Source organism: Kribbella amoyensis, assembly GCF_007828865.1.
In the GTDB taxonomy this organism is placed as follows: Bacteria; Actinomycetota; Actinomycetes; order Propionibacteriales; family Kribbellaceae; genus Kribbella; species Kribbella amoyensis.
Map to the genome: position 1 here is coordinate 5,513,258 of NZ_VIVK01000001.1, position 23,560 is coordinate 5,536,817.

The following is a 23,560-nucleotide window of genomic DNA, read 5'->3' on the forward strand; positions in this document are numbered from 1 at the left end:
CCTCCACCGCCCCGTCCGGCGGAGAAGGCTCCTCCTCTGCCCCTCCATCCCAGCAAGCGGAGGCGTGCCGAGCCTCGTCCGATAAGGGTGAGTTCCGCGCTGGGATCACCGGCGATCCGCCGCCCGGGCGCCGGGTCGGCTGGAAGTTGCCTAATGCAACAAAGAGGGCGCTTTCGTCGATGCGGACCACGGGAGGTCGTCCGGTGTTACCGTCGAGCGAGCAGTTGATGAAGTCGGTGGGACCAACCTGGAGGTCACCATGTACGACCTGATCGAGCTGTCCGAGCTGTACAAGGATCTGCACGCGCACCCGGAGTTGTCGCTGCAGGAGGTCCGCACCGCTCGGGTCGTCGCGGACCGGCTCCGCGCCCTCGGCTTCGAGGTGACGGAGGGAGTCGGCGGTACCGGCGTCGTCGGCAGCCTGGCCAACGGTGCCGGGCCGACCGCCCTGCTCCGCGCCGACATGGATGCGCTGCCGGTCGACGAGCAGACCGGGTTGACCTATGCGAGTACCGTGCGGAGCGCCGACCAGCACGGTCAAGATGTCCCCGTGATGCACGCCTGCGGTCACGACATGCACGTCACCTGTCTGCTCGGCGCCGCAGCGGCCTTGGCCGGCGATCGCGATTCCTGGCGAGGCACCCTGGTGCTGGCCTTCCAGCCTGCCGAGGAACTGGGGGTAGGGGCCCAGGCGATGGTCGACGACGGCCTGTTCGAGCTCGTCGGGACACCGGATGTTGTGCTCGGCCAGCATGTGAGCCCACTGCCGGCGGGGGTCCTCGGACTCACTGCGGGACCCTGTTTCGCCGGTGCCGACACCGTGAAAATCACCCTCTACGGGCGAGGCGGTCATGGCTCCCGGCCGGAGGTCTGCGTCGATCCCGTCGTGATGGCCGCCGCGACGGTCCTGCGGTTGCAGACGATCGTGTCGCGCGACGTCGCCGCGAGCGATCCGGTCGTGGTGACCATCGGGTCGATGCGAGCGGGGACCAAGGAGAACATCATCCCCGACGAGGCCGAGCTGCAGCTGAGCATCAGGACGTTCGAGCCGGCCGTCCTGCGCACGGTGCTGGCCTCCATCGAGCGGATCGTGAACGGAGAAGCCGCGACGTCGGGCGCGCCCCGAGCTCCGCGAATCGACCACCCGATGTCCTTTCCGGCGGTCGTGAACGATCCCGACGCGGTCGCCCGCACCAGGCCGCTCTTCGCGGCGGAGTTCGGCCCGGGGCGCCTCGTCGACCCCGGTCCGGTGACCGGGAGCGAGGACGTCGGGATCCTGGCCCGCGCGGCCGGCGCTCCCTGCGTCTTCTGGCTGCTCGGCGGCGCCGATCCCCAGCACTTCGCCGGCCTCACCGAGATGGCCGACCTGCACGAGGCCGTCGCGAAGCTCCCGTCGAACCACTCCCCGTTGTACGCACCCGTCATCGAGCCGACGATCAGTACAGGCGTCGCCGCTCTGACAGCGGCCGCCCGCGGCTGGCTCCCCAAGGAGCAACCGTAATTCGATCGTCGTGGGTCGGCAACAGCGGCGTACCCCCGAAAGTTTGTTGCTTTGAGCACTGAAACTGCGAGTTGTGCGGAGCTCGATGCTTCAGGCAAAGGACGGCGATGCGTTACGCTGCAGTTCCCCTGCTCGTCGCCGCGGTCCCGTTCTGGTCCGGCGCCGAAGCTGAAGCCCGGTCGAGCGGTGCCGACCGATCGCACCGAATCCTTGCCAAACGGCGGGACGCGGCGGATGCTGAACGGGGTGCCCGAGGGGAGGGTAGAGGTGGATCGCCACCGGGAGACGAGCTGGAGATCGGCCGGGGACACCGACGCCATGCCCCGAGATCCACCGGCCGCGCGGGTCTGGGTGGAACGCCCGGGCCTGATGCGGACCCTGGATGAAGCGGTGCGCGGGGCGGTGACCCTGGTGGTCGCGCCGGCCGGTGCCGGGAAAACGCTCACCCTCGCTCGCTGGACGTCCGAGCGGGCGCAGCTGCCAGTGGACTGGATCAGAACAGGCAGTGGAATCGACCCGCAGCAGCTCGCCGACGAACTCCGAGCGGCAGCGGTAGTCGCCGCGCTGGAGCGCCGGCTGTCACGCACCGCGCTGAGCCGCCGGATGACGGCCGACCTGGCCGGCCGAGAGGCCGAGCGCCTTCTGGTCATCGACGACGCCCACCTGATGGCGGCGGGCTGCTTCACCTTGCTCGACGAGCTGATCGCGAGCTGTCCCACGGCGTTGCGGATCGTGCTGATCTGCCGGTGGGATCCGCCGTTGGACCGTCTGGTGCCCTCGCTCCAGGGCGAGCTCACCACGATCCGGGGCAGGAGCCTGCGGATGTCGCGGCGGGAAGCCGCGGAGCTCGTGCTCGCGCATGGCAAGGACCTGCCGGCCGAGGCGGTGGCAGCCATCGTGGAAAGGGCACGGGGCTGGCCGGCGCTGATCGTCCTCGCGGCGCGCACTGTCGCGGGTCTCCCGGAGCCGGCGCGTGCCGCCGAGCACCTGAGCGACGGCGGCTGGCTGATGGCCGACCAGTTGACTGGTCAGGTCTTCTCCGCGCTCGCCGGTCGTGCGCGTCATCTGCTGCTGTGCGTCGCCTCCGAGGAGACGGTGACCGTTGATACCGCGGTCTGGCTGTCCGGGGATCCGCGGGCCGGTGAGTCGCTGGCCGAGCTCGAGGAGTCCGGACTGCTGGTCAGCCGCGAATACGACGCGGAGCCCGCCGGGCCGGTTCGGTACCGGATCCATCCACTGCTCTCCGAAGTGCTTCGCCGCCAGTCGAACGCGGGCGGGGTGGACGTCCTGCAAGCCCGGGCCATGCTCGGCCGAGCCGCTCGCTGGGATGTCGCCAACGGCGATCTGGGACAGGGCTTCCGGCGGTTGGTCGCGGTCCGGGCGTGGGACGAGGTCGTCGAGCTGATCGCCGAACGGGGGATGGAGCTGCTGATGCTCGGGCAGGACCAGCAGTTCCGGCAGATCGTCCACGCGGCGCCGGAAGTGGTGGACGCCTGCCCCCGGGCCTGGGCGACGCTCGCCATCGAGCGGATGATCCACGGCGACCCGGCGGGTGCCAGGCACTGGAAGGACCGGCTGGACGACAGCCAGGCCCTCGACGAGGCCGTCATCGGCTCGATCGAGGTGATGTCCTTGCGACTGGCCTGGGCGTGGAGCGACGCGGCCGCCCTGACCACGGCGGTCGATCAGGCCCGGGCGCTGCTCGAGGAGATGACCGTCCCGACCGCCTCCGGCGCCTGGCTGCTCGTCCAGCTGGGCACGGCCGAGAACTGGCTGGGACAGCTGACCGCGGCCCAGGGCCACCTCCGCCGGGCCGCCACGGCGGGGGAGTTGCTCGGCCTGCCCGGCGTGCTGTCCGCCGCACTCTCACATCTGGCGCTGACCGAGTACCTGGAAGGCAGGTACCGCAACTGCTGCGCCTTGGTCGACCGGGTCCTGGAGCTGGTCGGTACGGCGGGGTCGGCGGTGGACGACGTTGCTGTCCGAGCCCGGATCGTGCGGGAGCTCGCCCGGTCGTGGCAGACGGGCGCCTTGGTGGCCGTCATCGACTCGTCCGAGATCCTCCGTGGGGACGTCCACCTCGATCCCGCCACCGCCGTCCTCCGATCGATCCTCGACGGCCGGATCCGGGTCGCCGCCGAGGCCAAAGACCTTGACGTGCCGGTCGATCTTGCCCCGACGACGCTGCCGTGGACCCCCGCTCACCTGGCGGCGGCGCTGCTGAGCGAGCGCTGTGTGCAGGCACTGCTGGGCAACGATCGCTCGACGCTGGTGGAGTTGACCGCCGAACTCGACCTGATCGGGGCCGACGCCGAGGCGACCGTGGTGCGGGCGCTGTGCGTCGACCTCAGCGGCGATCGCGAACAGGCTTCGGCGACGTTGGAGCCCGTGGTCGACAACACGGTGCCGGCGCTGCTGTCGATGACTCGATGGGTGGCCCTTGTCTGTCAGGCCCAGCTCAAGGACAGCCTGGGCTACCAGGCCGCGGCCGAGTCGATGTTGCGGGAGGCGATCCGAGGCACGGCGCCGCACGGAGTCAGCGGTGTCTTCTTCGGCTGGAGCCTGAACGGCACCCCTACCTACGACCTGCTGCACCGCATCGCGGACCAGGAATCGTCGCCCTGGCTGGACGAACTCTGCGACCAGATGCGCGACCGCAACGGCTGGAAGACGCTGCTGAGGAGATCCCGGGTGGCCGGCTCGACCGGCTCCAGCCAGAGCCCGGGCGGGGACGCGATCGATCCCGCGTTCGTCCCCGGACTCACCCATCGCGAGCACGACGTGCTGGTCCAGCTGGCGGGCGGCAACTCGTACGCGGACATCGCCGTCGCCCTGTTCATCAGCGAGAACACTGTGAAGACGCACGTCTCGTCGCTCTACTCCAAGCTCGGGGCCTCCGGACGCAGCCGGGCGCTGAAGATCGCGCGCACGCTGGAACTGATCTGAACGGCCGCGCAGCCCACCCGCGCCGTCCTCCGGTGACTCATGTCAACGCCTAGGACCGAGGTGCCGACGGCCCGGACGAGGGCCTGGCTCGTCCGGATCGGCCGGGTCCTCCTGGTGGCGGTACTGTCCTGGCTGGCCCTGCGGCTGATTCGCGGGATCGATTGGGACAAGGTCCTGTCGGCCATCACCGACCTCGCGTGGTGGCAGGCCGTCGTCCTCGTCCTGGCCGGCGTTCTGCGGCTCGCGGTGCTGTCCGGTGTGCTCTTCGTCCTGATCGAGACTCTGCGCTACCCGCAGGCGCTGGCGAACGAGTCCGCGGGGGCGGCCGTCTCCACGATCGCCCCCGATCCGAGCGATGTCGTGGTCCGGCTGGCGATGTTCCGGTCGTGGCGGATCGAGACCACCTCGGCCACGTCCGGTCTGACGCTCAGGATTCTCGGCTTCTACGTCGTCCGCCTCGCCGTGCCGGTCCTCGGCTTCGTGCTCTTCTGGATCGCGCGCGAGTACTCCAGCGGCTTCTCCTGGCTGGCCCTCGTCGGCGGAACCGGGGCACTGTTGCTGCTCGGAGGACTGGTTCTCGCTCTCAGAGCCGCCAAGAGCGCCGCTTTCGTCGGGTCGACCCTGGGGAAGGTCGTCGGCGGCCTGCGCCCGGCCGGCGGCGGGCCGGAGATCTGGAGCGGCCGGGTCGTCGAGTTCCAGTCACACAGCGCCGACCGGGTCCGCCGCCACGGGGCCACCGCCGCGCTGGTACTCCTGCTGTACGTGCTGGTCGAGACCGGCGTCCTCATCACCTGCCTGTCGTTCGCCGGCGTTCGGATCGACCCGGGCATCGTGCTGGTGCTCGGCTGCAGCTTCCTCGTCGTCTATCCGATGAACGGCCTTCCGATGATGGGACTGGGCGTTCTCGACGCCGCCTACATCGCCTTCGTGACCGACTACAGCGATCTCGATCCGACCGATCTGCTCGGCGGCATGATCGTCTGGCGCCTGACGGTCCAGGTCCTGCCGGTGCTCTTGGGATTGACGACACTCGCGTGGTGGCGGCGGACGACCGGAGCGTCGGCGGAGTCGGCGTAGTCAGGGTGCGGCGGCGTCGAGGCCGCCGCACCTTCCGGGGGGACTCACACGCCGAGTGCCTTGGCCTTGAGGACGTCGAACTCGGACGCGGAGATGATGCCACTGTCCAGCAGCGAGCGAGCCTTCTCGATCTGGTCCGGCGCGGACGTGCCGGCGACCTGCCTGATGTAGGTCTCCTGGCGCTCTTGGGCCTCCCGATAGCTTCCCGCCGATCGCTCCGCCATGCCCTTGCCCTTGACGACGACGTAGACCAGCGCGGTCAGCAGGGGCAGGACGAACAGCCCGAGGATCCACAACGCCTTCGCGCCGCCGGAAGCTGTCCGATCGCGGAACAGGTCGGCCACGATCGAGAACATGGTGATCAGGTAGGCCGCGAAGCCGAAACCGATGACGATGAACCAGACGACGTCCCAGAATGACATGGCACTTCCTTCCTCGAGGGGCTGTTGCGTCGCCAGTGTGTTGGCGCGGCGTTCGCCCTGCCTCACCTCACAGGGGTGAATTGACCGGCCACTTCGCGTCGCTCAGTCCGCGAAGACGGCACGGATCGCCGCGTCCTGCTCGTCGCTCAGCAGCGCGAGGATCAGCTGGGGATGGTCGGCCGCGAAGGCGTCCCGGATCGTGTCGATCACGCCCGCCGGCGCGAGCACGAACAGGGCCGACGTCCCGGGGGTGACCTCGTCGCGAACCTGATGCACGAAGCGGTCACAGATCCCGACGTCCTGCAGCGAAGCCGACAGCGTTCCGCTGACCGCGCCGACGGCGGCACCGACCAGCGGAACGAAGAAGATCACGCCGAGCAGAAGACCCCACAACGAGGTGACCGATCCGTCCTGGCCGGTGCGGCCGGCGATCCGGCCGGTCGAGGGCTTCGGCCGCCCATCGACCCACGACACAGTGACGGCGTCGTGGACGCCGAGAAGGTGGCCTGCGGCAAGAACGCTCAACACTTCAGCGGCCTTGTCAGCGCCCTTCGGAGAGTCGAACCTCCAAACGGTCAACGCGCCCATGGATCGTTCCCTTCGGCGTCGCGAGCGCACCGGCGCTCCCGTTGGTCCGGGGCCGGCCCAACCACTCTGCTCAACCCGGACACCTCAGGACGTCGCCCGATTCGGGTGAGATCCGCCCTGGCCCCTGGGTGGAGCAGATGCCGAGCCGGGTGCCGAGCCGAGTTCCTGGACGTGGAGACGGTGTCGTTCGAGGCTCCCGGCGCGAACGGCGCGGTCGTCGCCCGCCAACCGTAGATCGCTAAGCTGCGCAGGTGACTGGAGGATTCGAGGGGTGGCCGCGGGGCGCTTTCGACGTGCTTCTCCAGCTCGACGGTGATCCTTCGGCGGAGGTTCGGCGGCGGTGGCGGGGTGAGCGGGAGGAACTGGTCCGGCGGCCGATGGTGGAGTTGCTGAACGCGATCGCCGACGCGGATCCGGAGTACGAGGACTTCGCCGTTTGGGGGTACGGGGAGGTGCTCGTCCAGGCTTGGCAGCGGCAGAGTGCGATCGTGCGAATGGCCCGGAACGTCGAACTGGGGGTTCGGTTCGATCTCGACGGGCTGGAGGTCGGGGTGGCGTGGTGGTACGCGCCGTCGGAGCAGGTCGAGCGGTACCGGGCGGCGGTGGCGGATCCGGGGACCGGGCGGCGGCTGGTCGCGATCGTGCGGAAGCTCGAACGGGAGGGGTTCGCGCTCTCCGGCGACTTGCTGAAGCGGCCGTTGCGCGGGTATCCCGCCGACCATCCGCGGGCGGAGCTGCTGCGGCATCGGTCGGTGATCGCGTCGCGGCCGCTCGGGTGTGAGGACTGGATCCACACCGCCGCTGCGGCAGATCGGGTGCTTGCCGCGTTCGCCCAGCTGCGGCCGTTGACCAGGTGGCTCGTCAAGAACGTCGCTCAGCAGCGACCCTGACCCGAGCCGAGAGCGGTCATATCTGGGACATTGTGCAGTGGGATAGTAGGAGCTGAGGATAATCGAGCCTCCAATGACTGCCGGCCGAGGGAGTGCTCGTGACTGTGTCCCCGGCTGCCGAGTCGCTCGGGATGGGCACGGTGTTCGTGGGAGCGATTCGTGATCGGCCGCTGGAGGTGGCCGCGGAGCTCGGGCTGCCGCAGAGTTGGGTACAGCGGGTCGCCGGCCGGTTCGGCAGCATCGACGGGCTGAAGGGTCGCGAACACCTGCGGGAGGCGCTGCGTACCCAGGGCTTCGAGCTTGGCTGAGGTGACTCAGGCGGCAGCAACAGTCCGGGTGACGACCCAACGATGTGGGGCGATCGGTCGAGTCCGTGTGAACCCGTGGTTCTCGAAGGCGGCCATGGGACCGGTGTGGAGGAAGGAGCCGGAGACCTTGCGGTCGTCGGTCTCCTCGGGATAGCCCTCGACGGTACCGCCGCCGAGGCGGGCGATCTCGGCCAGGGCTCCGCCGAGGGCCGCGTTGGCGACGCCGCGACCGCGGAGGCCTTTGCCGGTGAAGAAGCAGGTGATTCGCCAGTCCGGCAACGTGGTCAGGCCCTTCTCGTACAGCCGGCGGCTCTTGATCTGCGGAAGTTCGTCGGGGGAGCCGAACTGACACCAGCCGACGCACCGATCGTCGGCGAACACCAAGGCGGCGTGGGTCCGGCCTTCGCGGACGCGTTCTTCCTTCTCGCTACGGTTCTGCGCCGCGGTCCGGTCCTTGCCCAGCTTCACGTGGAAGCCGACGCACCAGCAGCCGCCCCACACGCCGTTGTTCGCTTCCACGAGTTCCGCGAACGCGGGCCAGGTGTCGACGTCCAACGACCGGACCGAGAGTTCGGCATCCGACCTGACCACGTGACCTCCTCGGAATCGGAGCACTGCTGGTGGACCGACGATCAGTTCAGCAGACCGATGGTCCAAAGGCGAGCAGCGCCAGTCGTTTGACCGATGCGTAGACGGCAGGCCAGCTCCTAGCCTCGCCACCATGGGAAAAATCAGCACACTTCGACGAGGATCAGACGGTCGCCTCGTTGCGCTAGCTTGCCGTCGAGGCCTGAGGAAGGTGGACCGATGAACACATCCGCGTACTTGGACGCCGTTGTCGAGCAGACGAAGACCTTCGCCGAGTGGGTGGACGGCAAGGACGCGTCGGCCCCGGTACCGACCTGTCCGGAGTGGACGCTGGCCGATCTCGTCGACCACGTCGGTTCGGTGCAGCGCATGGTGACGATGCTCGTGAGCGACCGGATGGCCGAGCCGAGCAAGGCGTTCGAGGGGTACGTCCCGGCTCCGACCGATTCGGCCGAGTGGGGAGCGTGGCTGACCGGTACCGCGGCCGAGGCGCAGCAGGCGTTCTCATCGGTCGACGACACCACTCCGGTGTGGGATCCCTCCGGTGCTGCCGCGGGCGTGCCGTTCTGGTCGCGTCGGCTGTTCGGTGAGGTCTGCGTACACCGCGCGGATGCGGCCGCGACGGTCGGGAAGCCGTACGAGCTGGCGCCGGAGTACGCCGTGGAGGCCATCGAGGACTGGCTCGACACGCTGACCTCCCAGGGCTACTGGGAGAACCGGCCGGACTTCGCCGAGGGAATGCGCGGCGACGGCCAGACCCTGCACTTCCACGCCACCGACGCCGCCGGGGAGTGGCTGGCCCGCCGGCAGCCCGACCGGGTCGCCCTGGAACGCACCCACGGCGAGGCGGACGTGACGGTCAGCGGCCATGCCTCCGACCTCCTGCTCGTCATCAGCCGGCGAAGCCCGCTCAGCGCGGTGCCTGGCCTGGACATTCAGGGGGAGCGCGCCCTGTTCGAGCACTGGGTCGGTCACATGGACTGGGTCACCGGCTGAAGGGGCACTGGGTCATTCCCTCCAGCCCGAGAGCTCTACCGACTTGGCCGTCTCGACCCTGAAGGCGAGCTTGATCTGCTGCTCCTTGCCGGCGGCCAGGTCGAGCTTCCAGGTCACGACGCCAAGATCGGTGGTCTCGGTCGGCTCCGGACTCGTGGTGATGGGTTTGATGGTGATCTCGTGGTCGCGAGACACCGGGAGCTGATCGATGACCGTGACCTTCGCGCTGCGCGGGGTGTGGTTCTCGATGGTGGTCTCGTACTCGACCTCACGGCGGCGCGTCGAGCCCAGGGTCGCCTTGGTGGCGGTGCGACGGGTCAGCTTTCGGGTCACGCGGATGCGGTCGTCCAGGCCTAGGGCCAGCTCGACGTCTTCGCCGGGAGCCCACATCGGCAACGCCGCCGAGCCGACGAAGTCCGACTCGTGGAAGATCGCGGCTCGGCCGGCGGGGAGCGCGTGGGTGGAGGAGTTGACCACCGTCGCGCGGAGGTGGACGTCGGTCGAGCGGACCGGCGCGGTGACGTAGTCCAGCTCGGCTTCGAGATCGATCGAGGCGATGGTCGCGCGGTGGGAGGCTCCGTCCGCGGGGACCGCGACCGGGCGCGGTGGGGTGTACGTGGCCGCCGTCATGCCCTGCTCGACCGTGGCCGACAGGTCGGCGAACACGGGAGCCTCCGCAGCGTCGTAATCGGCCATCTCGGCGCTGAAGCCACGCTTGACCGAGCCGCCTCGCGCGGCAGCGGCAGCGGGCGCGGCGGCGACCGGGACCGGCGGGTGATAGCGGTCGAGGTACCAGGGGGCCAGCTCGGGGACCTTCGCGGCGACCGTGGGACGGGCGGTCGACAGCTCGAGGTGGCACTCGGGCCAGTCCTCGCCGGTGTGTTGGGTGACCAGGCCGTACCAGTTCAGGGTCAGCTCGTCGCCGGTCAGGCGGACGTCGTACGAGCTGGTCCAGCCGGCGCCGGCGACGACGTACGAGAGCTCGAGCTGTACTTCGGCCTCGGACTCCAGTTCGAGCGAGACGGCGGCGGTCCGGCGGTCCGGGGTGCGCTGCTGGGTGATCGCGGCCAGGCGGCGGTCGGCGGCCGCGAGACGTTCCTCGGCTTCACGGCGCGAGGTAGCCAGCTCGCGTCGCTTCGACCGTACGGCGGAGAGGCGGTCGGCCAGCGAGTCGGTGAATCCGCCGAGCTCGGCGCCGGGTTCACCGCCGGCGAGGGACCGGGCGAACGTGCCGCCGGCTCGGTGGGCGAGCTGGGTGAGGAACGTGTCGAGCTGGGCCTGGACGTCGTCGGCGTCAGCGAGCTCCGCGACTTCGGCCTGGGCCTCCCGTCGTTGCCGCTCCAGCTCGGCAACGGTCTCGTCCGGCGCCTGCGGGTGGACCTGGGTCGCCACGTCCACGCCGAGCACGGTCGCGGGCCCGCGGCCGGAGACCCGTACCGAGTCCTCCTGCAACGACAGCGGCAGCGGCTGGACGTACACGGTCTGGCTGCCCGCCGGCACCGTGATCGTGCCGCGCCGGGTCACCCGCGCCCGGTCCGGGTACACGGTGACTGCTGCGATCGGCGCGTCCACCACGAGTTCGCTCATGCCCCGACAGTAGCCGCGCGACGGTGCTCGGCCGGGTGAATTCGGTTGACGCTGCTGGAAGGGTGCTGGTCTGCTGTGGGGCGGTGTGCCGGGTGGGCCGGTGCGGAGTGAAAGGAGGAGAGCGATGGTTGTTCTGTCCTGCAACTTTGCTCTGAAAGGTTCTTCGGTTTGGCATTCGCACGGTCGTTCAGTTGTGAGCATTGCGGCGTAGAGGTCTCCCTCGACGCCCCTGGAACCACCCATCGGAATCATTGCCCGAGTTGCCTGTGGTCGCGGCATCTCGATCGGAACGTGCCGGGTGATCGGAAGGCCGATTGCTCCGGCGGGATGGAACCCATCGCGGTCACCGTCCGCGGCGAGGGCCGCTGGGTCCTCGTTCACCGGTGTACCAATTGCGGGCGCCTGCGGCTCAACAAGACCGCCGGGGACGACAACGTCCTGCTGTTGATGCGGCTGGCAGCGCTGCCGCTGACCATGCCGTTCGTCCCGTTCGCCGCGGATCCCGGCAGCAACGGCATCAGCACCAGCAACGGCGACAGCCGGGTACCCCCTGCCCGCAAGCCGCGGGCGCGGAAGGCGAAGACTTCCTGATCGTCAGCGGGCGATCGGGAGTTGGACCCGGACGGTGAGGCCGCCTTCGCGGCGAGGCGTGAGCAGGAGCGTGCCCTTGTGGGCCTGGGTGATGCTCTTGACGATCGCCAGGCCGAGGCCGAGGCCGACGCCGGCGTGATCGGTCCGGACTCTTTCGGCGCCGCGCTGGAAGGGTTCGACCAGGGTCGACACCACCTCGGGCGAGAGGTCCTTGCCGGTGTTCTCCACGGTGAGGACCACTCCCTCGGGGTACGCGGTGGTGGTGACCCAGACGGTCCCGTGGTCGGGGAGATTGTGGACGATCGCGTTGTGGACGAGGTTGGTCGTCAGTTGCAGGAGGAGCGCGGGGGAGCCGAGGGTCGGAGCGATGTCGCCCGCGACTTCGAGGGTGATGCCGTTCTTCTCCGCGAGGGGGAGCAACGTCTCGGCGGCTTCCTCCGCGGTCAGCGACAGGTCGACGGGTTCGCGGTCGAAGGAGCCCTGGTCGGCCCGGCTGAGGACGAGGAGGGCCTCGGTCAGGTCGATGGCGCGAGCGTTGACGGCGTGCAGACGATCGACCAGGACCCCGTGGTCGCGGGTCATGTCGTTGCGGGCGACGTCGAGCAGGCTCTGCGTGATCGCGAGCGGGGTCCGCAGTTCGTGGGAGGCGTTGGCGGCGAATCGTCGTTGCTCGGCGACGTGAGCCTCGAGGCGGGCGAGCATGCCGTCGAAGGCGTCGGCGAGCTCGCGGAACTCGTCGGTGCTGCCCTCCAGCTCGATCCGGTGGGAGAGCGACCCACTCGTCGCCATCCGGGTCGCCTCGGTGATGCGGGACAGCGGTGCGAGCATCCGGCCGGCCAGGATCCAGCCGCCGACCAGGCCGAAGGCCAGCAGGATCGCCATCACCGCGGCGGCTCGCGGGGCGAAGACCTGCAGCAGGACCGACCGGATCGGGAAGACGCCCTTGTCCAGGTCACCCTCGACATCGCCCATGAGGAGTGCCCGCTCGGGGACGTAGCGGAGCAGGAACAGCCACACGGCGCCGAGCAACAGGGTGCCCGCGAGCATGAGGAATCCGGCATAGCTGAGGGTGAGCTTGAGGCGGACGCTCCACCCCGGCCGCCTAGCCACGGCCGCCTCCGACCCTCCCGGTACCGGCTGCGGTGCCTGCCGTGGTGTCGATGCAGTACCCGGAGCCGGCCACGGTACTGATGATGCCGGGTTCGCCGAGGCGTTTGCGCAGGGCCGAGACGGTGATCCGGACCGCGTTGGTGAACGGGTCGGCGTTCTCGTCCCAGGCCCGGGCCAGGAGTTCCTCGGCGCTGACGACCCCACCTTCGGCAGCGACGAGAACCTCGAGGACGGCGAACTGCTTCCGGGTGAGCGCCACGTACCGCCCGTCGCGGTACACCTCGCGCCGGAACGGGTCCAGCCGCAGCCCGGCGATCTCCCGGACCGGGGGCCGGTTGTACGCGCGCCGGCGGTCCAGGGCCCGGAGCCGGAGGACGAGCTCCTGCAGCGCGAACGGCTTGGTGAGGTAGTCGTCGGCGCCGAGCTCGAACCCGGACGCCTTGTCGTCGAGCCGGTCCGCGGCGGTCAGCATCAGGATCGGCATCCCGCTGCCGGAGGCAACGATGTGCTCGGCGATCTCGTCGCCGGACGGGCCGGGGATGTCGCGGTCGAGGACGGCGATGTCGTAGGCGTTGATGCCGAGCAGTTCGAGCGCGGTGTCCCCGTCACCGGCGACGTCGGCGGCGATCGCCTCCAGGCGGAGGCCGTCCCGGACCGCGGTCGCCAGCTCGGGCTCGTCTTCGACAATCAGCACGCGCACAAGGTCGATGCTACGAGCCCGGACATATCGTCCACATATCCTGAAGCTGATACACGCCGGCAACAGCACTTTTCGTTGACTGGTTCCATGTCAGCCAGCCAGCAAGCGCCTCCCGCGGACCGCCGGACCAGAACGACCCTCCGGACCGCCCTCGTGCTCGCCAACGCGGCCGTGATCGGCGTCTTCATCCACCAGTCCCTGACCCTGTCGCCGTCCCCGCTCGCAGCGTCGTCGAGCGACGTCGGCCAGCGTGTCCTCGGCGTGGCGGACGGCGCCGTACCCCCGGGGGTGACCGTTTTCAACGACGCGGTCCCCGGCGTGGCGAACCTGGATCCCGATCTGCTCGGCGCTGTCCGCGAGGCGGCGAAGGATGCCGCGAACGACGGGGTCGAGTTCTACGTCAACAGCGGCTGGCGGTCGCCGCAGTACCAGGCGAGGCTCCTCGCCGAGGCGGTCACCAAGTACGGCTCGGAGGAGGAGGCGGCCCGGTGGGTCGCGACGCCCACCACGTCCCCGCATGTTCAGGGCCACGCGATCGACATCGGACGCTCGGACGCCACGGCCTGGCTGTCCAAGTACGGCGCCAAGTACGGACTCTGCCAGATCTACGACAACGAACCGTGGCACTACGAGTTGCGCCGCGAGGCCGTCGACGGCGGCTGCCCGGCCAGGTACCCCGACCCGACCCACGATCCGAGGATGCGCCGGTGACTCTGACTGTTCAACGGATAAGCCCTGCCAAGCACCTGGGGTTCGTCCGGACCCGGAGATCGGTCAGCTTCCTGCAGACCCCGGCGTGGGCGGGCGTGAAGGCGGCGTGGCGCAGCGAGTCGCTCGGCTGGTACGACGGCCGCGACCTGGTCGGTACCGGGCTCGTCCTGCACCGCCCGGTACCGCTGGTCGACCGTCTCACGCTGGCGTACGTTCCGGAGGGGCCGGTGATCGACTGGACCGGCGACCTCGACGCGTGGATCGACCCGATGGCGGACCGGCTCAAGGGCGACGGCGCGTTCGCGATCCGGCTCGGCCCGCCGGTCCGGACGGACACCTGGAGCGCCGCCCAGGTCAAGGAGGGCATCGCGGATCCGGAGGTCAGGCGGCTCACCGAGCTCCCCAGCCAGGCCGCGTCGATCGGTACGCGGATCACCGCCCGGCTGAGGGAGTCGGGCTGGTTGCCGCAGAATCCGCTGGACGGGTTCGGGAACGGGCATCCGCAGTTCACCTTCGAGCTGCCGCTGACCGGGCGGACCGAGGACGAGGTGCTGCGCGGCATGAACCAGCTCTGGCGCCGCAACCTCAAGAAGGCGGCCAAGGAGGGGGTCGAGGTCAGCATCGGCGAGGACCTGAAGGCGTTCCACGACCTGTACGTCCACACCGCCGAGCGCGATCACTTCACGCCTCGCCCGCTGCGGTACTTCGAGACCATGTTCGCCCAGCTGAGCGCCGAGGATCCCGAGCGCATCAAGCTCTATCTCGCGCACCACCAGGGCGAACTCGTTGCCGCCAGCATCCTGATCCGGGTCGGGACCCAGGCCTGGTACACCTACGGCGCGTCCTCCACCGCCAAGCGCGAGGTGCGCGGCTCGAACGCGTGTCAGTGGGCGATGATCCGCGACTCGCTCGCGGCCGGCTGCGACGTCTACAACCTGCGCGGCATCACCCCGACCGTCGACGCCGACGACCCGCACGTCGGCCTGATCCAGTTCAAGGTCGGTACCGGCGGGGAGGCCGTGCGGTCGGTCGGCGAGTGGGACCTCCCGCTTCGGCCGATGGTCTACCGCGCCTTCGACGCGTACATGAGGCGGCGCGGCCGATGAGGGTACGCACTGTCCCGACTGCGGAGGTCGCGTGATCATCAGAGACTGGCAGCACCTGATCGGCACCTTCACCGGCGTCGCCATGCTCACGGTGGTCCTGCTGCCGTTGGCCGTACTCCTCGTGGTGGCGCTGGCCTATCGGCGCAGAGCCGACGGCAGGTGGGCGTGGCGGACTTCGCTGGCCGACGTCGGCATCGTCTACGGGACGCTGCCGTGGATCTGGATGACCCTGCTGCCGGGAAGCGGGGCCGGTGTCGTTCCCGGCCGGGTGAACCTGGTGCCGTTCCGGGACCTGGTCACGATGTCGACCGGCCAGGTGATCGGCAACCTGCTGATCTTCGCGGCGCTGGGAGCGTTCCTCCCCGTGCGTTCCGCCGCGTTGGCATCGTGGGCGCGGATCCTGGTCTTCACGGCCGGGTGCTCGCTGCTGATCGAGGTCGCGCAGTACGTGCTCCGGCTGGACCGGGTCTCTTCGGTGGACGACGTACTCCTCAACACCGCCGGCGCCGGCTTGGCCGCAGTGGTGTCGCGCCGTTGGTGGAGAAGGGCAGCCGGCCCGGATGTCGTCGGCATATCGAAAACCGCATACGGGTCGGCAACATCGTCCCGACTTGACTGGAAATCATGAACTCCAGCGAACCAGCGGCCCTCCGCCAATGGCTGGCGTCCGCCGCTGTCCCGTCCGCCCCGACAACGGGGATCACCATTTTCGACTGTGGGCCGGACGAGGCGGTGCTGTTCCGCGACATGGCGCCGCGGTTCGGGGTGATTCCGACCATTTCCGCAGCGCCCGTCTCCGCGGAGAACGTCGGCCTGGTCGCGGGGAATCGGTGCGTCAGCGTCGGTCACAAGACCCACGTCACGCCATCGGCCCTGCGTGAGCTCAGCCGGGCCGGGGTGCAGTACGTGTCGACCAGAAGTGTCGGGTGCAACCACATCGACGTGAACTACGCGGACTCCGTCGGGATTCACGTGGACACGGTCGACTATTCACCCGACAGCGTTGCCGACTACACGGTGATGCTGATGCTGATGGCGATTCGGGGCGCGCGGTCGGTACTCCGCCGGGCCGAGGTTCACGATTACCGGCTGGGCGAGGTGCGGGGGAGGGAACTGCGCGACCTCACCGTCGGGGTGATCGGGGCCGGCCGCATCGGTACCGCGGTGCTGGCGAGGCTTCGGGGATTCGGTGGCCGGGCCCTGGCTCACGACACGCGACGCCGGCCGTCCGACCAGTTCGTTCCGCTCGACGAGCTGCTCCGGCAGAGTGACATCGTCACCCTCCACACCCCGCTCACCGCGGCGACCCACCACCTCCTGGACGCGCGGCGGATCGAGCAGTTGAAGCTCGGCGCCTTCGTCGTCAACACGGGGCGCGGGGCGCTCATCGACACCGAGGCCCTGATCCCGGCGCTGGAGAGCGGCCGGTTGGGCGGAGCGGCCCTTGACGTCCTGGAAGGCGAAGAGGGCATCTTCTACCGCGACTGCAGCAACGGGCCGATCACCAGCAAGGCGCTGGTGCGGCTGCACGAACTGCCCACCGTGTTGATCAGTCCACACACGGCCTATTACACCGACCACGCCCTGAGCGACATCGTCGAGAACTCTCTGACGAACTGCCTGGCATTCGAGCGAAGAAAGCAGCACTGGATATGAAGATCGGCATTCTGTTCGGGGGATGTTCCGAAGAACACCCTGTCTCGGTCAAGTCCGCCCGGCAGGTCGCGCGGCATCTCGACCCCGCGAAGTACGAGCCCTACTACGTCGGAATCACCCAGAGCGGTGCCTGGAAGCTGTGCGACGGACCGTACGAGGACTGGGAGAACGGCAGCTCCCGTCCGGCCGTCCTGTCGCCGGACCGCGACGTTCGTGGACTGCTGGTCCTCGAGGACGGGCGGTACGAGACGATCAACCTGGATGTGGTCCTGCCCGTGCTGCACGGGAAGCTCGGCGAGGACGGCGCGATCCAGGGTCTGCTGGAGATGTCCGGCATTCCCTATGTGGGTTGCGACATCCCGAGTTCCGCCTTGTGCATGGACAAGTCCCTGGTCCACGTCGTCGCCCGAAGCGCGGGTATCGCGACGCCGAACTTCCGGATCGTCCTCGCGGGTGAGCAGGTGGACGGCGCCGACTTCGAGTACCCCGTCTTCGTGAAGCCGGCGCGGTCCGGTTCGTCGTTCGGCGTGAGCAAGGTGTCGAGCAAGGACGAGCTGGCGGCCGCGGTGGAGACGGCCCGCGAGTACGACTCCAAGGTGCTGATCGAGGACGCCGTGGTCGGCAGCGAGGTCGGGTGCGCCATCCTCGGGAACGAGGCCGAGCTGATCACCGGCGAGGTCGACCGCGTCGCGCTGACCCACGGGTTCTTCAAGATCCACCAGGAGGCCGATCCCGAGAGCGGGTCCGAGAACTCGGCGCTGATCGTCCCGGCCGACATCCCGGCGGAGACGCGGGCGCTGGTCCAGGAGTCGGCGAAGGCCGTGTACCGGGCGCTGGGGTGCCGTGGTCTCGCGCGGGTGGACCTGTTCCTCACCGAGGACGGCGAGATCATGCTCAACGAGGTGAACACGTTCCCCGGCCTGACGCCGTACAGCCGCTATCCGAAGATGATGGCGGCGGCCGGGCTGCCGTTCCCCGAGATGATCGACCGGATGGTGGCGCTGGCGCTGGCGGGTGGACCCGATGAAGGATGACCTGGTCTTCGTCGACGAACTCGTGCCCGGTGTCCGCTGGGACGCGAAGTACGCAACCTGGGACAACTTCACCGGCAAGCCCGTCGACGGGTACCTGGCCAATCGCATCGTCGGGACGAGGGCGTTGTGCGCGGCCCTGGAGAGGTCACGGGAGGCGGCCGCGTCGCTCGGATTCGGCCTGCTGCTCTGGGACGGGTACCGGCCGCAGCGTGCCGTGGATTCCTTCCTCCGCTGGTCGAAGCAACCGGAGGACGGCCGGACGAAGCTGCGGCACTACCCGAAGATCGACCGGGCCGAGATGATCGCCAAGGGGTATGTCGCGGCCAGGTCGGGCCACACCCGGGGGAGCGCCGTCGACCTGACGTTGTACCAGCTGGCGACCGGCGACCTCGTGCAGATGGGCGGCGACCACGACCTGATGGACGAGATCTCCCACCACGACGCCGCGGAGATCACGCCGACCGAGGCGAGGAACCGGTACCACCTGCGCTCGGTGATGGCGGCCGGCGGATTCCGCGCGTACGAGTTCGAGTGGTGGCACTACGTTCTCCGGGACGAGCCGTACCCGGACACGTACTTCGACCTCCCCATCACCTGTTGAGCGGGGGAGGCGTCGTCGGCCCGCGCGTCCTGGTGGCCGGCGGGCACTCGGCCGGCCACATCGAGCCCGCGATGAACTTCGCCGACGCGGTGCGGTGGCTCGAACCGACTGCCGAGATCACCGCGGTCGGGACGGTCCGCGGCCTGGACACCACGCTCATCCCGGCCCGCGGGTACCCGCTCGAGCTCATCCCGCCGGTGCCGTTGCCGCGCAGGCTCACTCCGGAGCTGCTGGAGGTACCAGGCAAGCTGCGCGACTCGGTGCAAGCTGCGGGGGCCGTACTGGACCGGGTACGCGCGGAGGTCGTTGTCGGCTTCGGTGGGTACGTCGCTCTGCCCGCGTACCTCGCTGCGCGTCGGCGGGGCGTACCGATCGTCGTGCACGAGGCGAACGCCCGGCCCGGAGTCGCGAACCGGCTGGCGGCTCGGATGACGACGCAGGTGTTCACTGCCGGACCAGGGGTCGAGTTGGCGCACGGTACTCCTCTCGGCATCCCGCTGCGACCAGCGATCACGGGGCTCGACCGACCCGCGTTGCGCGCCGAGGCACGTGAGCGGTTCGGCCTGCGAACCGAAGGGCCGGTGCTGCTGGTCACTGGAGGCTCGCAGGGTGCGCGGACGATCAACGCCGCGGTGTCGTCTGCGGCTGCCCTGTTGCGAGCGAACGGCGTACAGGTGCTGCACATCGCCGGGCGCGAGCACACGGTCGACGTGGAGGACGCCGAACCGCCGTACGTCGTGGTGCCGTACGTCGAGGAGATGCGATACGCGTACGCCGCGGCCGACTTCGTGCTCTGTCGCTCAGGCGCGATGACGTGCGCCGAACTGGCCGCCGTCGGTCTGCCAGCTGCGTACGTCCCGCTGTCCCGGCGCGGTGGTGAGCAGCGACTCAACGCCGAGCAGGCGATCACATCCGGCGGCGCATTGCTCGTCGACGACGCGGACCTGAACACGGCCTGGATCGAGTCCGTCCTGATCCCACTCCTCGTCGATCCCACCAGGCTCGCAACGATGGCGAAGCAGGCGGCCGCGGCCGGCGTACCGGATGCCGGCCTCGCCCTGGCCCGCCACGTCCTCACCACGATCGCCACCCGCCGCCGGCTCACCGGGTGACGCCGCACTCGGCAACCGCATTCCGAACGACACCGCAAGTTGTGGGTCACGGCGGCGGAGTGGTTGGGGCCTTCGGCAACGGTGGAAATGTCGGCGTGGATCGGCGCGTGGGTAAGTATCGTTGGGCACATGAGCGTGAAGCGGCGGCCGACCTTGCACGACGTGGCCGCTCTTGCCGGGGTTTCGCACCAGACCGTTTCGCGGTTCCTGCGCGGGGATCCGACGGTCGGGGCGGACACGTTGGGGCGGATCAAGGCCGCTGTCGACGAGTTGGGGTACCGGCCGAACCTGACGGCCCGGGCGATGCGGACCCGGAGCAGCGGCGTCGTCGCGATCATCCTGCCGGGGTGGACCGGGCCGGAGCGGACCGTCAACGCTGCTTGTGCGGAAGCGCAGTCGCTCGGTTACCAGGTGGAGATCGTGATCGGCGTCGACGAGGACCCGGTGGCGTTGAGCCGGCTGGCGACCGACATCCTGGCGCGGGGCCAGGTGGACGGCGTGCTGTCGGTCACGCCGCTGACGATCAAGACCGGTGACGGGGGCGTCGTCGTCCAGACCGACGAGTTCGATCATCGGCTGCGGTCGGTCGAGGCGGTCGCCGCCGACGAGATCACGATGGAGGACCTGGTCGACCGGCTCGCCGCGATGGGGCACCGGGATCTCTTCCATGTGGCCGGCCCGCAGGACTGGTGGTCCGCGCAGCTTCGCCGGTCCGGGTATCTGAAGGCCTGCGACCGGTTGGGGATCCGGTCGCACGGTGTGTTCGACGGGCCGTGGGACCCGGAGACCGGGGTCGAGGCGGTGCGGTCGCTGCCCGACGACACCCCGGTGACGGCAGTGGTCGCGGCGAGCGATCACCTCGCCGTCGGCGTGGTCCACGCGGCCGTACACCGCGGCTGGGCGGTGCCCGAGGACCTGAGCGTGACCGGGTGGGACGACATCACCCTGGTCCGGTACGGGACGCCCGCGTTGTCCACGGTCCGGGTGGATCGGGAGACGTCGGGGCGGCACGGGATGCGGCGGCTGATCGCGGCGATCCGGGGTGAGGCGGAGCCCGATCCGATGGCCGCCGCGCCGACCGAGATCGCCTTCCGGGAGACCACGGTCCCGCCGCGGAAGAACGCGGTCATCGGTCAGGAGGACTGACGCCCGACCGCGGTCTACGCCCAGTAGACCGCGGCCGGGACAGCGGTCAGTCGGTGATCACCAGCGCGCCCAGGTGCCAGAAGCGGTCCGGCTCGCTGTCGAGGACGAGGTCGGCGGTCCGGCCGGTCGCTCCGCCGTCCACCTCGGCGTGGATCCAGATGAACGTGCCACCAGGCATCTCCGGCGACGTGGCGAGCACCTTGCCCGCTTCGGTGATGATCGTCGGGGGCGTATCCGGGCCGCCGTCCCCGATCAGCGCCGACAAGCGGTGCCGTCCGGCCGGGATCCGGATCCGCAACGTCCGAGCCGGGTAGTCACCGCAGAAGTCCCGTTGCAGGGCGTCCCAGCTTCCACCACGGTCCCGGCCCTGCGGCGCGGTACCGACCCACCCGTACCCACGTGTCTCGTCCCACGCCGTACCCGGTGCGAGCCGCGCGTAGCCCGTCACCAGCGGGCTGTCAGCGGTACCGACATCCAGGGCCAGGTGGCAGAGTTCGGCGGCCGGGGTGACCACGTACGTCTGGTCCTGCGAGCCCAGTGTGGTCTGACCCGGACTGATGTCGACGGTCAGCGGGACGTGATCGGCGATGAGCGGCGGTGTCACGGAGAGGGCCACCGTCTTCGACTGCGCCGAGCCGACCACTGCCGTGGTGCCTTCCACCTTCCAGCTCGCGTCGGGTGGGTGCACTGTCGCCGTGACGGACTGCTCCGCGCTGTTCGCGTTGGTGATCTCCAGGTCGAGGCTGTTGGGTACGCCGCCGAACAGCAGCCGCCCACTCGGGAACGCCAACTGCAGCCACCCTGGTCCGGTCGACAGGATGCGGGACCAGCCGAAGAAGTACGCCACGATGGTGTCGCGCCAGCGCTCTGCCTCGACCACGTGGTCGTCGAAGGTCGCCGCGATGTCGCCATGCCGGCTCGCGTCCACCTGGCCCTTCAGCCGGCTCCACGCCCGCTGGAACTCCAGCACCCGTTCGTACCCGTCGAAGTGGCTGTCGTAGATGTGCTGGATCACTGTCTTGCCCGAATGCAGCTGATGCGTGTACGGCACCCAGTGCATGAACAGCAACAGCTCGTCCGGGCACCGCTCGAGCGACCCGTACACGTCCTGCCAGTGCTGGGCGTACAGCCCGGTGTACCCGCTCCCGGTCGCCTCGGTCCGGTCGAAGCCGGTGCCCTCGGCCGTGGTGTGGTGGGACAGGTTCTGCGTGGTCGTCGGCGCGGGGGCGAAGTGCGCGCCGAGCGGATAGGTGAGGTACCCCATCCCCAGCGGCGACGTGTAGCTCTCGTACACCTGCCAGGACTGCAGCATGATTGCCTTGAGCACCGACCCGACGCGGCGGTCGCAGCCGAAGGTGAGCTCGATCCACTCGGTCACGACCTCGTCGGCGGTCGCGGTCGGGTCCCAGGCCAGCCGAGCGAATCCGTGCAGGTTCGCCGCGCCCAGTTGGTAGCCGGTCCAGTCCCGGTCGTCGCCGAGGTTCCCCACTCCCGCGAACCCGACGTTCTCCTGCCCGTACGCGGCCCCGGTGACCACGTCGGACACGGTCGGCCACGACCCGGTCCCCGTGTACGTCGGGAAGTCCAGGATCGTCTTCCACTCCGGCACCAGGTAGCACAGGTGGGTCGAGTGGCCGGTGTACTCCTGGGTGACCTGCAGCTCGATCAGCTGGTTCGTGCGCGGCAGTCCACCGAAGAGCGGATTCACCGGTTCGCGGACCTGGAAGTCGATCGGGCCGTTCTTGGTCTGGACGACGGCGTTCTCGTGGAACTGGCCGTCGAGCGGATGGAACACCCGGTACTGGTGCTCGGCCCAGTCGTCGAAGCCCTCGTGCACGAACGACCGCCAGACCAGCCGCCCGTCGTGCGGGGCGAGCCGATCGGCGAGCATGTTGGCGCCCTCGGCATGGGTGCGCCCGTAGTCCAGCGGTCCCGGCTGGCCCTCCGAGTTCGCCTTGACCAGGAAGCCACCGAAGTCCGGGATGATCCGGTAGATCTCCTCGATCTTGTCCTGCCACCACTGCTGGACCCGGGGATCGAGCGGATCCGCGACGGTGATCGGATCGGCCTGGTCCTTCGTCAGCGTGATCGGGCTGGCGTAGTTCGCCGATACCCACAACCGCACACCCCACGACCGCAGGACGCCCGCCAGTGCCGCGAGGCCGGGCAGCCGCTCGGACCGGAGGAACTCGGCGCTCGCGTTGACGTTGTTGACCACGGTGTGGTTGATCCCGACCGAGGCGAGGACGCGGGCGTAGTCGACGTACCGTTCCCGCAGCTCGGGGAGCTCGTCCCAGACGAAGATGGACTTGCCGGCGTAGCCGCGTTCGACGCTGCGGTTCAGGTTGTCCCAGTGGTTGATCATGCGCAGCGGAGACGCCGGGCGGTCCGCCATGTCCACCTGGTTGAGCGGGAGTTGCCTCTGGAGGTGCTGCAGGAAGCGGAACGCGCCGTACAACGCGCCCTGCTCACCGGCCGAGCTGATCACCACCCGCTCCGGACCGTCCAGCCGCTTGACCATGAAGCCCTCGGGACCGAGCCGGGCGAGGCTCTCGGGGGAGAGGACGTTGACGCCGACCACGACCGCGCCTTTGCCGACCTCGTTGCGCACAGGGATCGCACGACCGAGCAGCCCGGACAGACCGCGGGCCAGCTCCTCACCCGCGGACCGCAGCACCGGGTGGTTGCCCAGTACAACGACGTGGTCGATGGCGGCCCGGTAGTGGGCCAGCATCGAGCGATCGGCGACGAGTCGGTGCCGCAGCCACAGGTCGTACCCGTCCTCGGACGGCGGCGCGGCGAACGCCTGGGGTGCCGCCCCGGGGAGCATGGCCGCGGCCAGCGCACCGGCGAGCAGAGTACGGCGTGTGAACGTCATGGAGTACTCCTT

The 23,560-nt window shown here is 69.5% G+C and carries 22 protein-coding genes; 15 read left to right on the plus strand and 7 right to left on the minus strand.

What is annotated here, in order from left to right:
- Positions 1-259: 259 nt before the first annotated feature.
- The 3 genes from FB561_RS25760 (at position 260) to FB561_RS25770 (ending at position 5,524) form a co-directional block, all read left to right on the plus strand.
- Entirely contained in the window at positions 260-1,501 is a 1,242-nt protein-coding gene (locus FB561_RS25760; RefSeq protein WP_145811093.1) for an amidohydrolase, read from the plus strand.
- A 318-nt stretch (positions 1,502-1,819) separates the two neighbouring features.
- Positions 1,820-4,447 carry a LuxR C-terminal-related transcriptional regulator gene (locus tag FB561_RS25765; RefSeq protein ID WP_170284764.1) on the plus strand — a complete coding sequence of 876 codons (2,628 nt, stop codon included), beginning with the start codon at positions 1,820-1,822 and terminating at the stop codon, positions 4,445-4,447.
- A gap of 39 nt (positions 4,448-4,486) precedes the next feature.
- Complete coding sequence (locus FB561_RS25770) at positions 4,487-5,524, plus strand: lysylphosphatidylglycerol synthase domain-containing protein (RefSeq protein ID WP_145811095.1); 1,038 nt, start codon at positions 4,487-4,489, stop codon at positions 5,522-5,524.
- Between the two features lie 44 nt (positions 5,525-5,568).
- Here the strand turns inward: FB561_RS25770 and FB561_RS25775 are convergent, their stop codons facing one another.
- Together FB561_RS25775 and FB561_RS25780 are read right to left on the minus strand one after the other, a co-directional pair.
- Positions 5,569-5,946 (minus strand): SHOCT domain-containing protein, encoded by a 378-nt coding sequence (locus tag FB561_RS25775; protein WP_145811096.1) that lies wholly within the window; start codon positions 5,944-5,946, stop codon positions 5,569-5,571.
- 102 nt (positions 5,947-6,048) lie between these two features.
- Positions 6,049-6,474 carry a DUF1269 domain-containing protein gene (locus tag FB561_RS25780; RefSeq protein WP_238335057.1) on the minus strand — a complete coding sequence of 142 codons (426 nt, stop codon included), beginning with the start codon at positions 6,472-6,474 and terminating at the stop codon, positions 6,049-6,051.
- Positions 6,475-6,785: 311 nt separating this feature from the next.
- On the opposite strand from FB561_RS25780, the gene FB561_RS25785 reads away from it, so the two are divergent.
- On the plus strand, positions 6,786-7,424 hold the full coding sequence (locus FB561_RS25785) for a DUF2461 family protein (RefSeq protein ID WP_145811098.1): 639 nt from the start codon (positions 6,786-6,788) through the stop codon (positions 7,422-7,424).
- A 98-nt stretch (positions 7,425-7,522) separates the two neighbouring features.
- The gene (locus FB561_RS38310; protein WP_202880736.1) at positions 7,523-7,732 is read left to right on the plus strand and encodes a hypothetical protein; all 210 of its coding nucleotides are present in this window, start codon (positions 7,523-7,525) and stop codon (positions 7,730-7,732) included.
- Positions 7,733-7,738: 6 nt separating this feature from the next.
- On the opposite strand, the gene FB561_RS25795 is transcribed toward FB561_RS38310, so the two are convergent.
- A complete protein-coding gene (locus FB561_RS25795) occupies positions 7,739-8,323 on the minus strand; it encodes a GNAT family N-acetyltransferase (RefSeq protein WP_145811099.1) in 585 nt (194 codons plus the stop codon).
- A 216-nt stretch (positions 8,324-8,539) separates the two neighbouring features.
- Between FB561_RS25795 and FB561_RS25800 the strand changes: the two genes are divergently transcribed.
- Entirely contained in the window at positions 8,540-9,316 is a 777-nt protein-coding gene (locus FB561_RS25800) for a maleylpyruvate isomerase family mycothiol-dependent enzyme (protein ID WP_145811100.1), read from the plus strand.
- Between the two features lie 12 nt (positions 9,317-9,328).
- Here the strand turns inward: FB561_RS25800 and FB561_RS25805 are convergent, their stop codons facing one another.
- The gene (locus FB561_RS25805) at positions 9,329-10,903 is read right to left on the minus strand and encodes a DUF4139 domain-containing protein (protein ID WP_145811101.1); all 1,575 of its coding nucleotides are present in this window, start codon (positions 10,901-10,903) and stop codon (positions 9,329-9,331) included.
- A 168-nt stretch (positions 10,904-11,071) separates the two neighbouring features.
- Between FB561_RS25805 and FB561_RS25810 the strand changes: the two genes are divergently transcribed.
- Positions 11,072-11,494, plus strand: a complete 423-nt coding sequence (locus FB561_RS25810; protein WP_145811102.1) for an RNHCP domain-containing protein — start codon at positions 11,072-11,074, stop codon at positions 11,492-11,494.
- A gap of 3 nt (positions 11,495-11,497) precedes the next feature.
- On the opposite strand, the gene FB561_RS25815 is transcribed toward FB561_RS25810, so the two are convergent.
- Positions 11,498-12,604 (minus strand): sensor histidine kinase, encoded by a 1,107-nt coding sequence (locus tag FB561_RS25815; protein ID WP_145811103.1) that lies wholly within the window; start codon positions 12,602-12,604, stop codon positions 11,498-11,500.
- Positions 12,597-13,304, minus strand: a complete 708-nt coding sequence (locus FB561_RS25820) for a response regulator transcription factor (RefSeq protein WP_145811104.1) — start codon at positions 13,302-13,304, stop codon at positions 12,597-12,599. Before FB561_RS25820 ends, FB561_RS25815 begins: the two co-directional genes overlap by 8 nt.
- An 87-nt stretch (positions 13,305-13,391) precedes the next feature.
- Here FB561_RS25820 and FB561_RS25825 point away from each other — a divergent pair, with 87 nt between their 5' ends.
- The 8 genes from FB561_RS25825 to FB561_RS25860 all read left to right on the plus strand — a co-directional run bounded on the left by FB561_RS25825 (position 13,392) and on the right by FB561_RS25860 (position 20,670).
- Positions 13,392-14,015 carry a M15 family metallopeptidase gene (locus tag FB561_RS25825; RefSeq protein WP_145811105.1) on the plus strand — a complete coding sequence of 208 codons (624 nt, stop codon included), beginning with the start codon at positions 13,392-13,394 and terminating at the stop codon, positions 14,013-14,015.
- Positions 14,012-15,121 carry a lipid II:glycine glycyltransferase FemX gene (locus tag FB561_RS25830; protein ID WP_145811106.1) on the plus strand — a complete coding sequence of 370 codons (1,110 nt, stop codon included), beginning with the start codon at positions 14,012-14,014 and terminating at the stop codon, positions 15,119-15,121. Before FB561_RS25825 ends, FB561_RS25830 begins: the two co-directional genes overlap by 4 nt.
- Positions 15,122-15,152: 31 nt before the next feature.
- On the plus strand, positions 15,153-15,749 hold the full coding sequence (locus tag FB561_RS25835) for a VanZ family protein (RefSeq protein ID WP_238335058.1): 597 nt from the start codon (positions 15,153-15,155) through the stop codon (positions 15,747-15,749).
- Positions 15,746-16,777, plus strand: coding sequence for a D-isomer specific 2-hydroxyacid dehydrogenase family protein (locus FB561_RS25840; RefSeq protein ID WP_145811107.1), 1,032 nt, complete (start codon positions 15,746-15,748; stop codon positions 16,775-16,777). Before FB561_RS25835 ends, FB561_RS25840 begins: the two co-directional genes overlap by 4 nt.
- The gene (gene vanA / locus FB561_RS25845) at positions 16,774-17,811 is read left to right on the plus strand and encodes a D-alanine--(R)-lactate ligase (protein ID WP_145811108.1); all 1,038 of its coding nucleotides are present in this window, start codon (positions 16,774-16,776) and stop codon (positions 17,809-17,811) included. Before FB561_RS25840 ends, vanA begins: the two co-directional genes overlap by 4 nt.
- Positions 17,801-18,412 carry a D-Ala-D-Ala dipeptidase VanX gene (gene vanX / locus FB561_RS25850; protein ID WP_145811109.1) on the plus strand — a complete coding sequence of 204 codons (612 nt, stop codon included), beginning with the start codon at positions 17,801-17,803 and terminating at the stop codon, positions 18,410-18,412. The genes vanA and vanX overlap by 11 nt, the downstream gene beginning before the upstream one ends.
- Positions 18,409-19,524: a UDP-N-acetylglucosamine--N-acetylmuramyl-(pentapeptide) pyrophosphoryl-undecaprenol N-acetylglucosamine transferase gene (locus tag FB561_RS25855; RefSeq protein WP_238335059.1), complete on the plus strand. Its 1,116-nt coding sequence runs from the start codon at positions 18,409-18,411 to the stop codon at positions 19,522-19,524. Before vanX ends, FB561_RS25855 begins: the two co-directional genes overlap by 4 nt.
- Positions 19,525-19,653: 129 nt before the next feature.
- Positions 19,654-20,670, plus strand: a complete 1,017-nt coding sequence (locus FB561_RS25860; RefSeq protein WP_170284765.1) for a LacI family DNA-binding transcriptional regulator — start codon at positions 19,654-19,656, stop codon at positions 20,668-20,670.
- Between the two features lie 46 nt (positions 20,671-20,716).
- Here the strand turns inward: FB561_RS25860 and FB561_RS25865 are convergent, their stop codons facing one another.
- Entirely contained in the window at positions 20,717-23,548 is a 2,832-nt protein-coding gene (locus tag FB561_RS25865) for an alpha-glucuronidase family glycosyl hydrolase (RefSeq protein WP_145811111.1), read from the minus strand.
- Between the last annotated feature and the right edge of the window lie 12 nt (positions 23,549-23,560).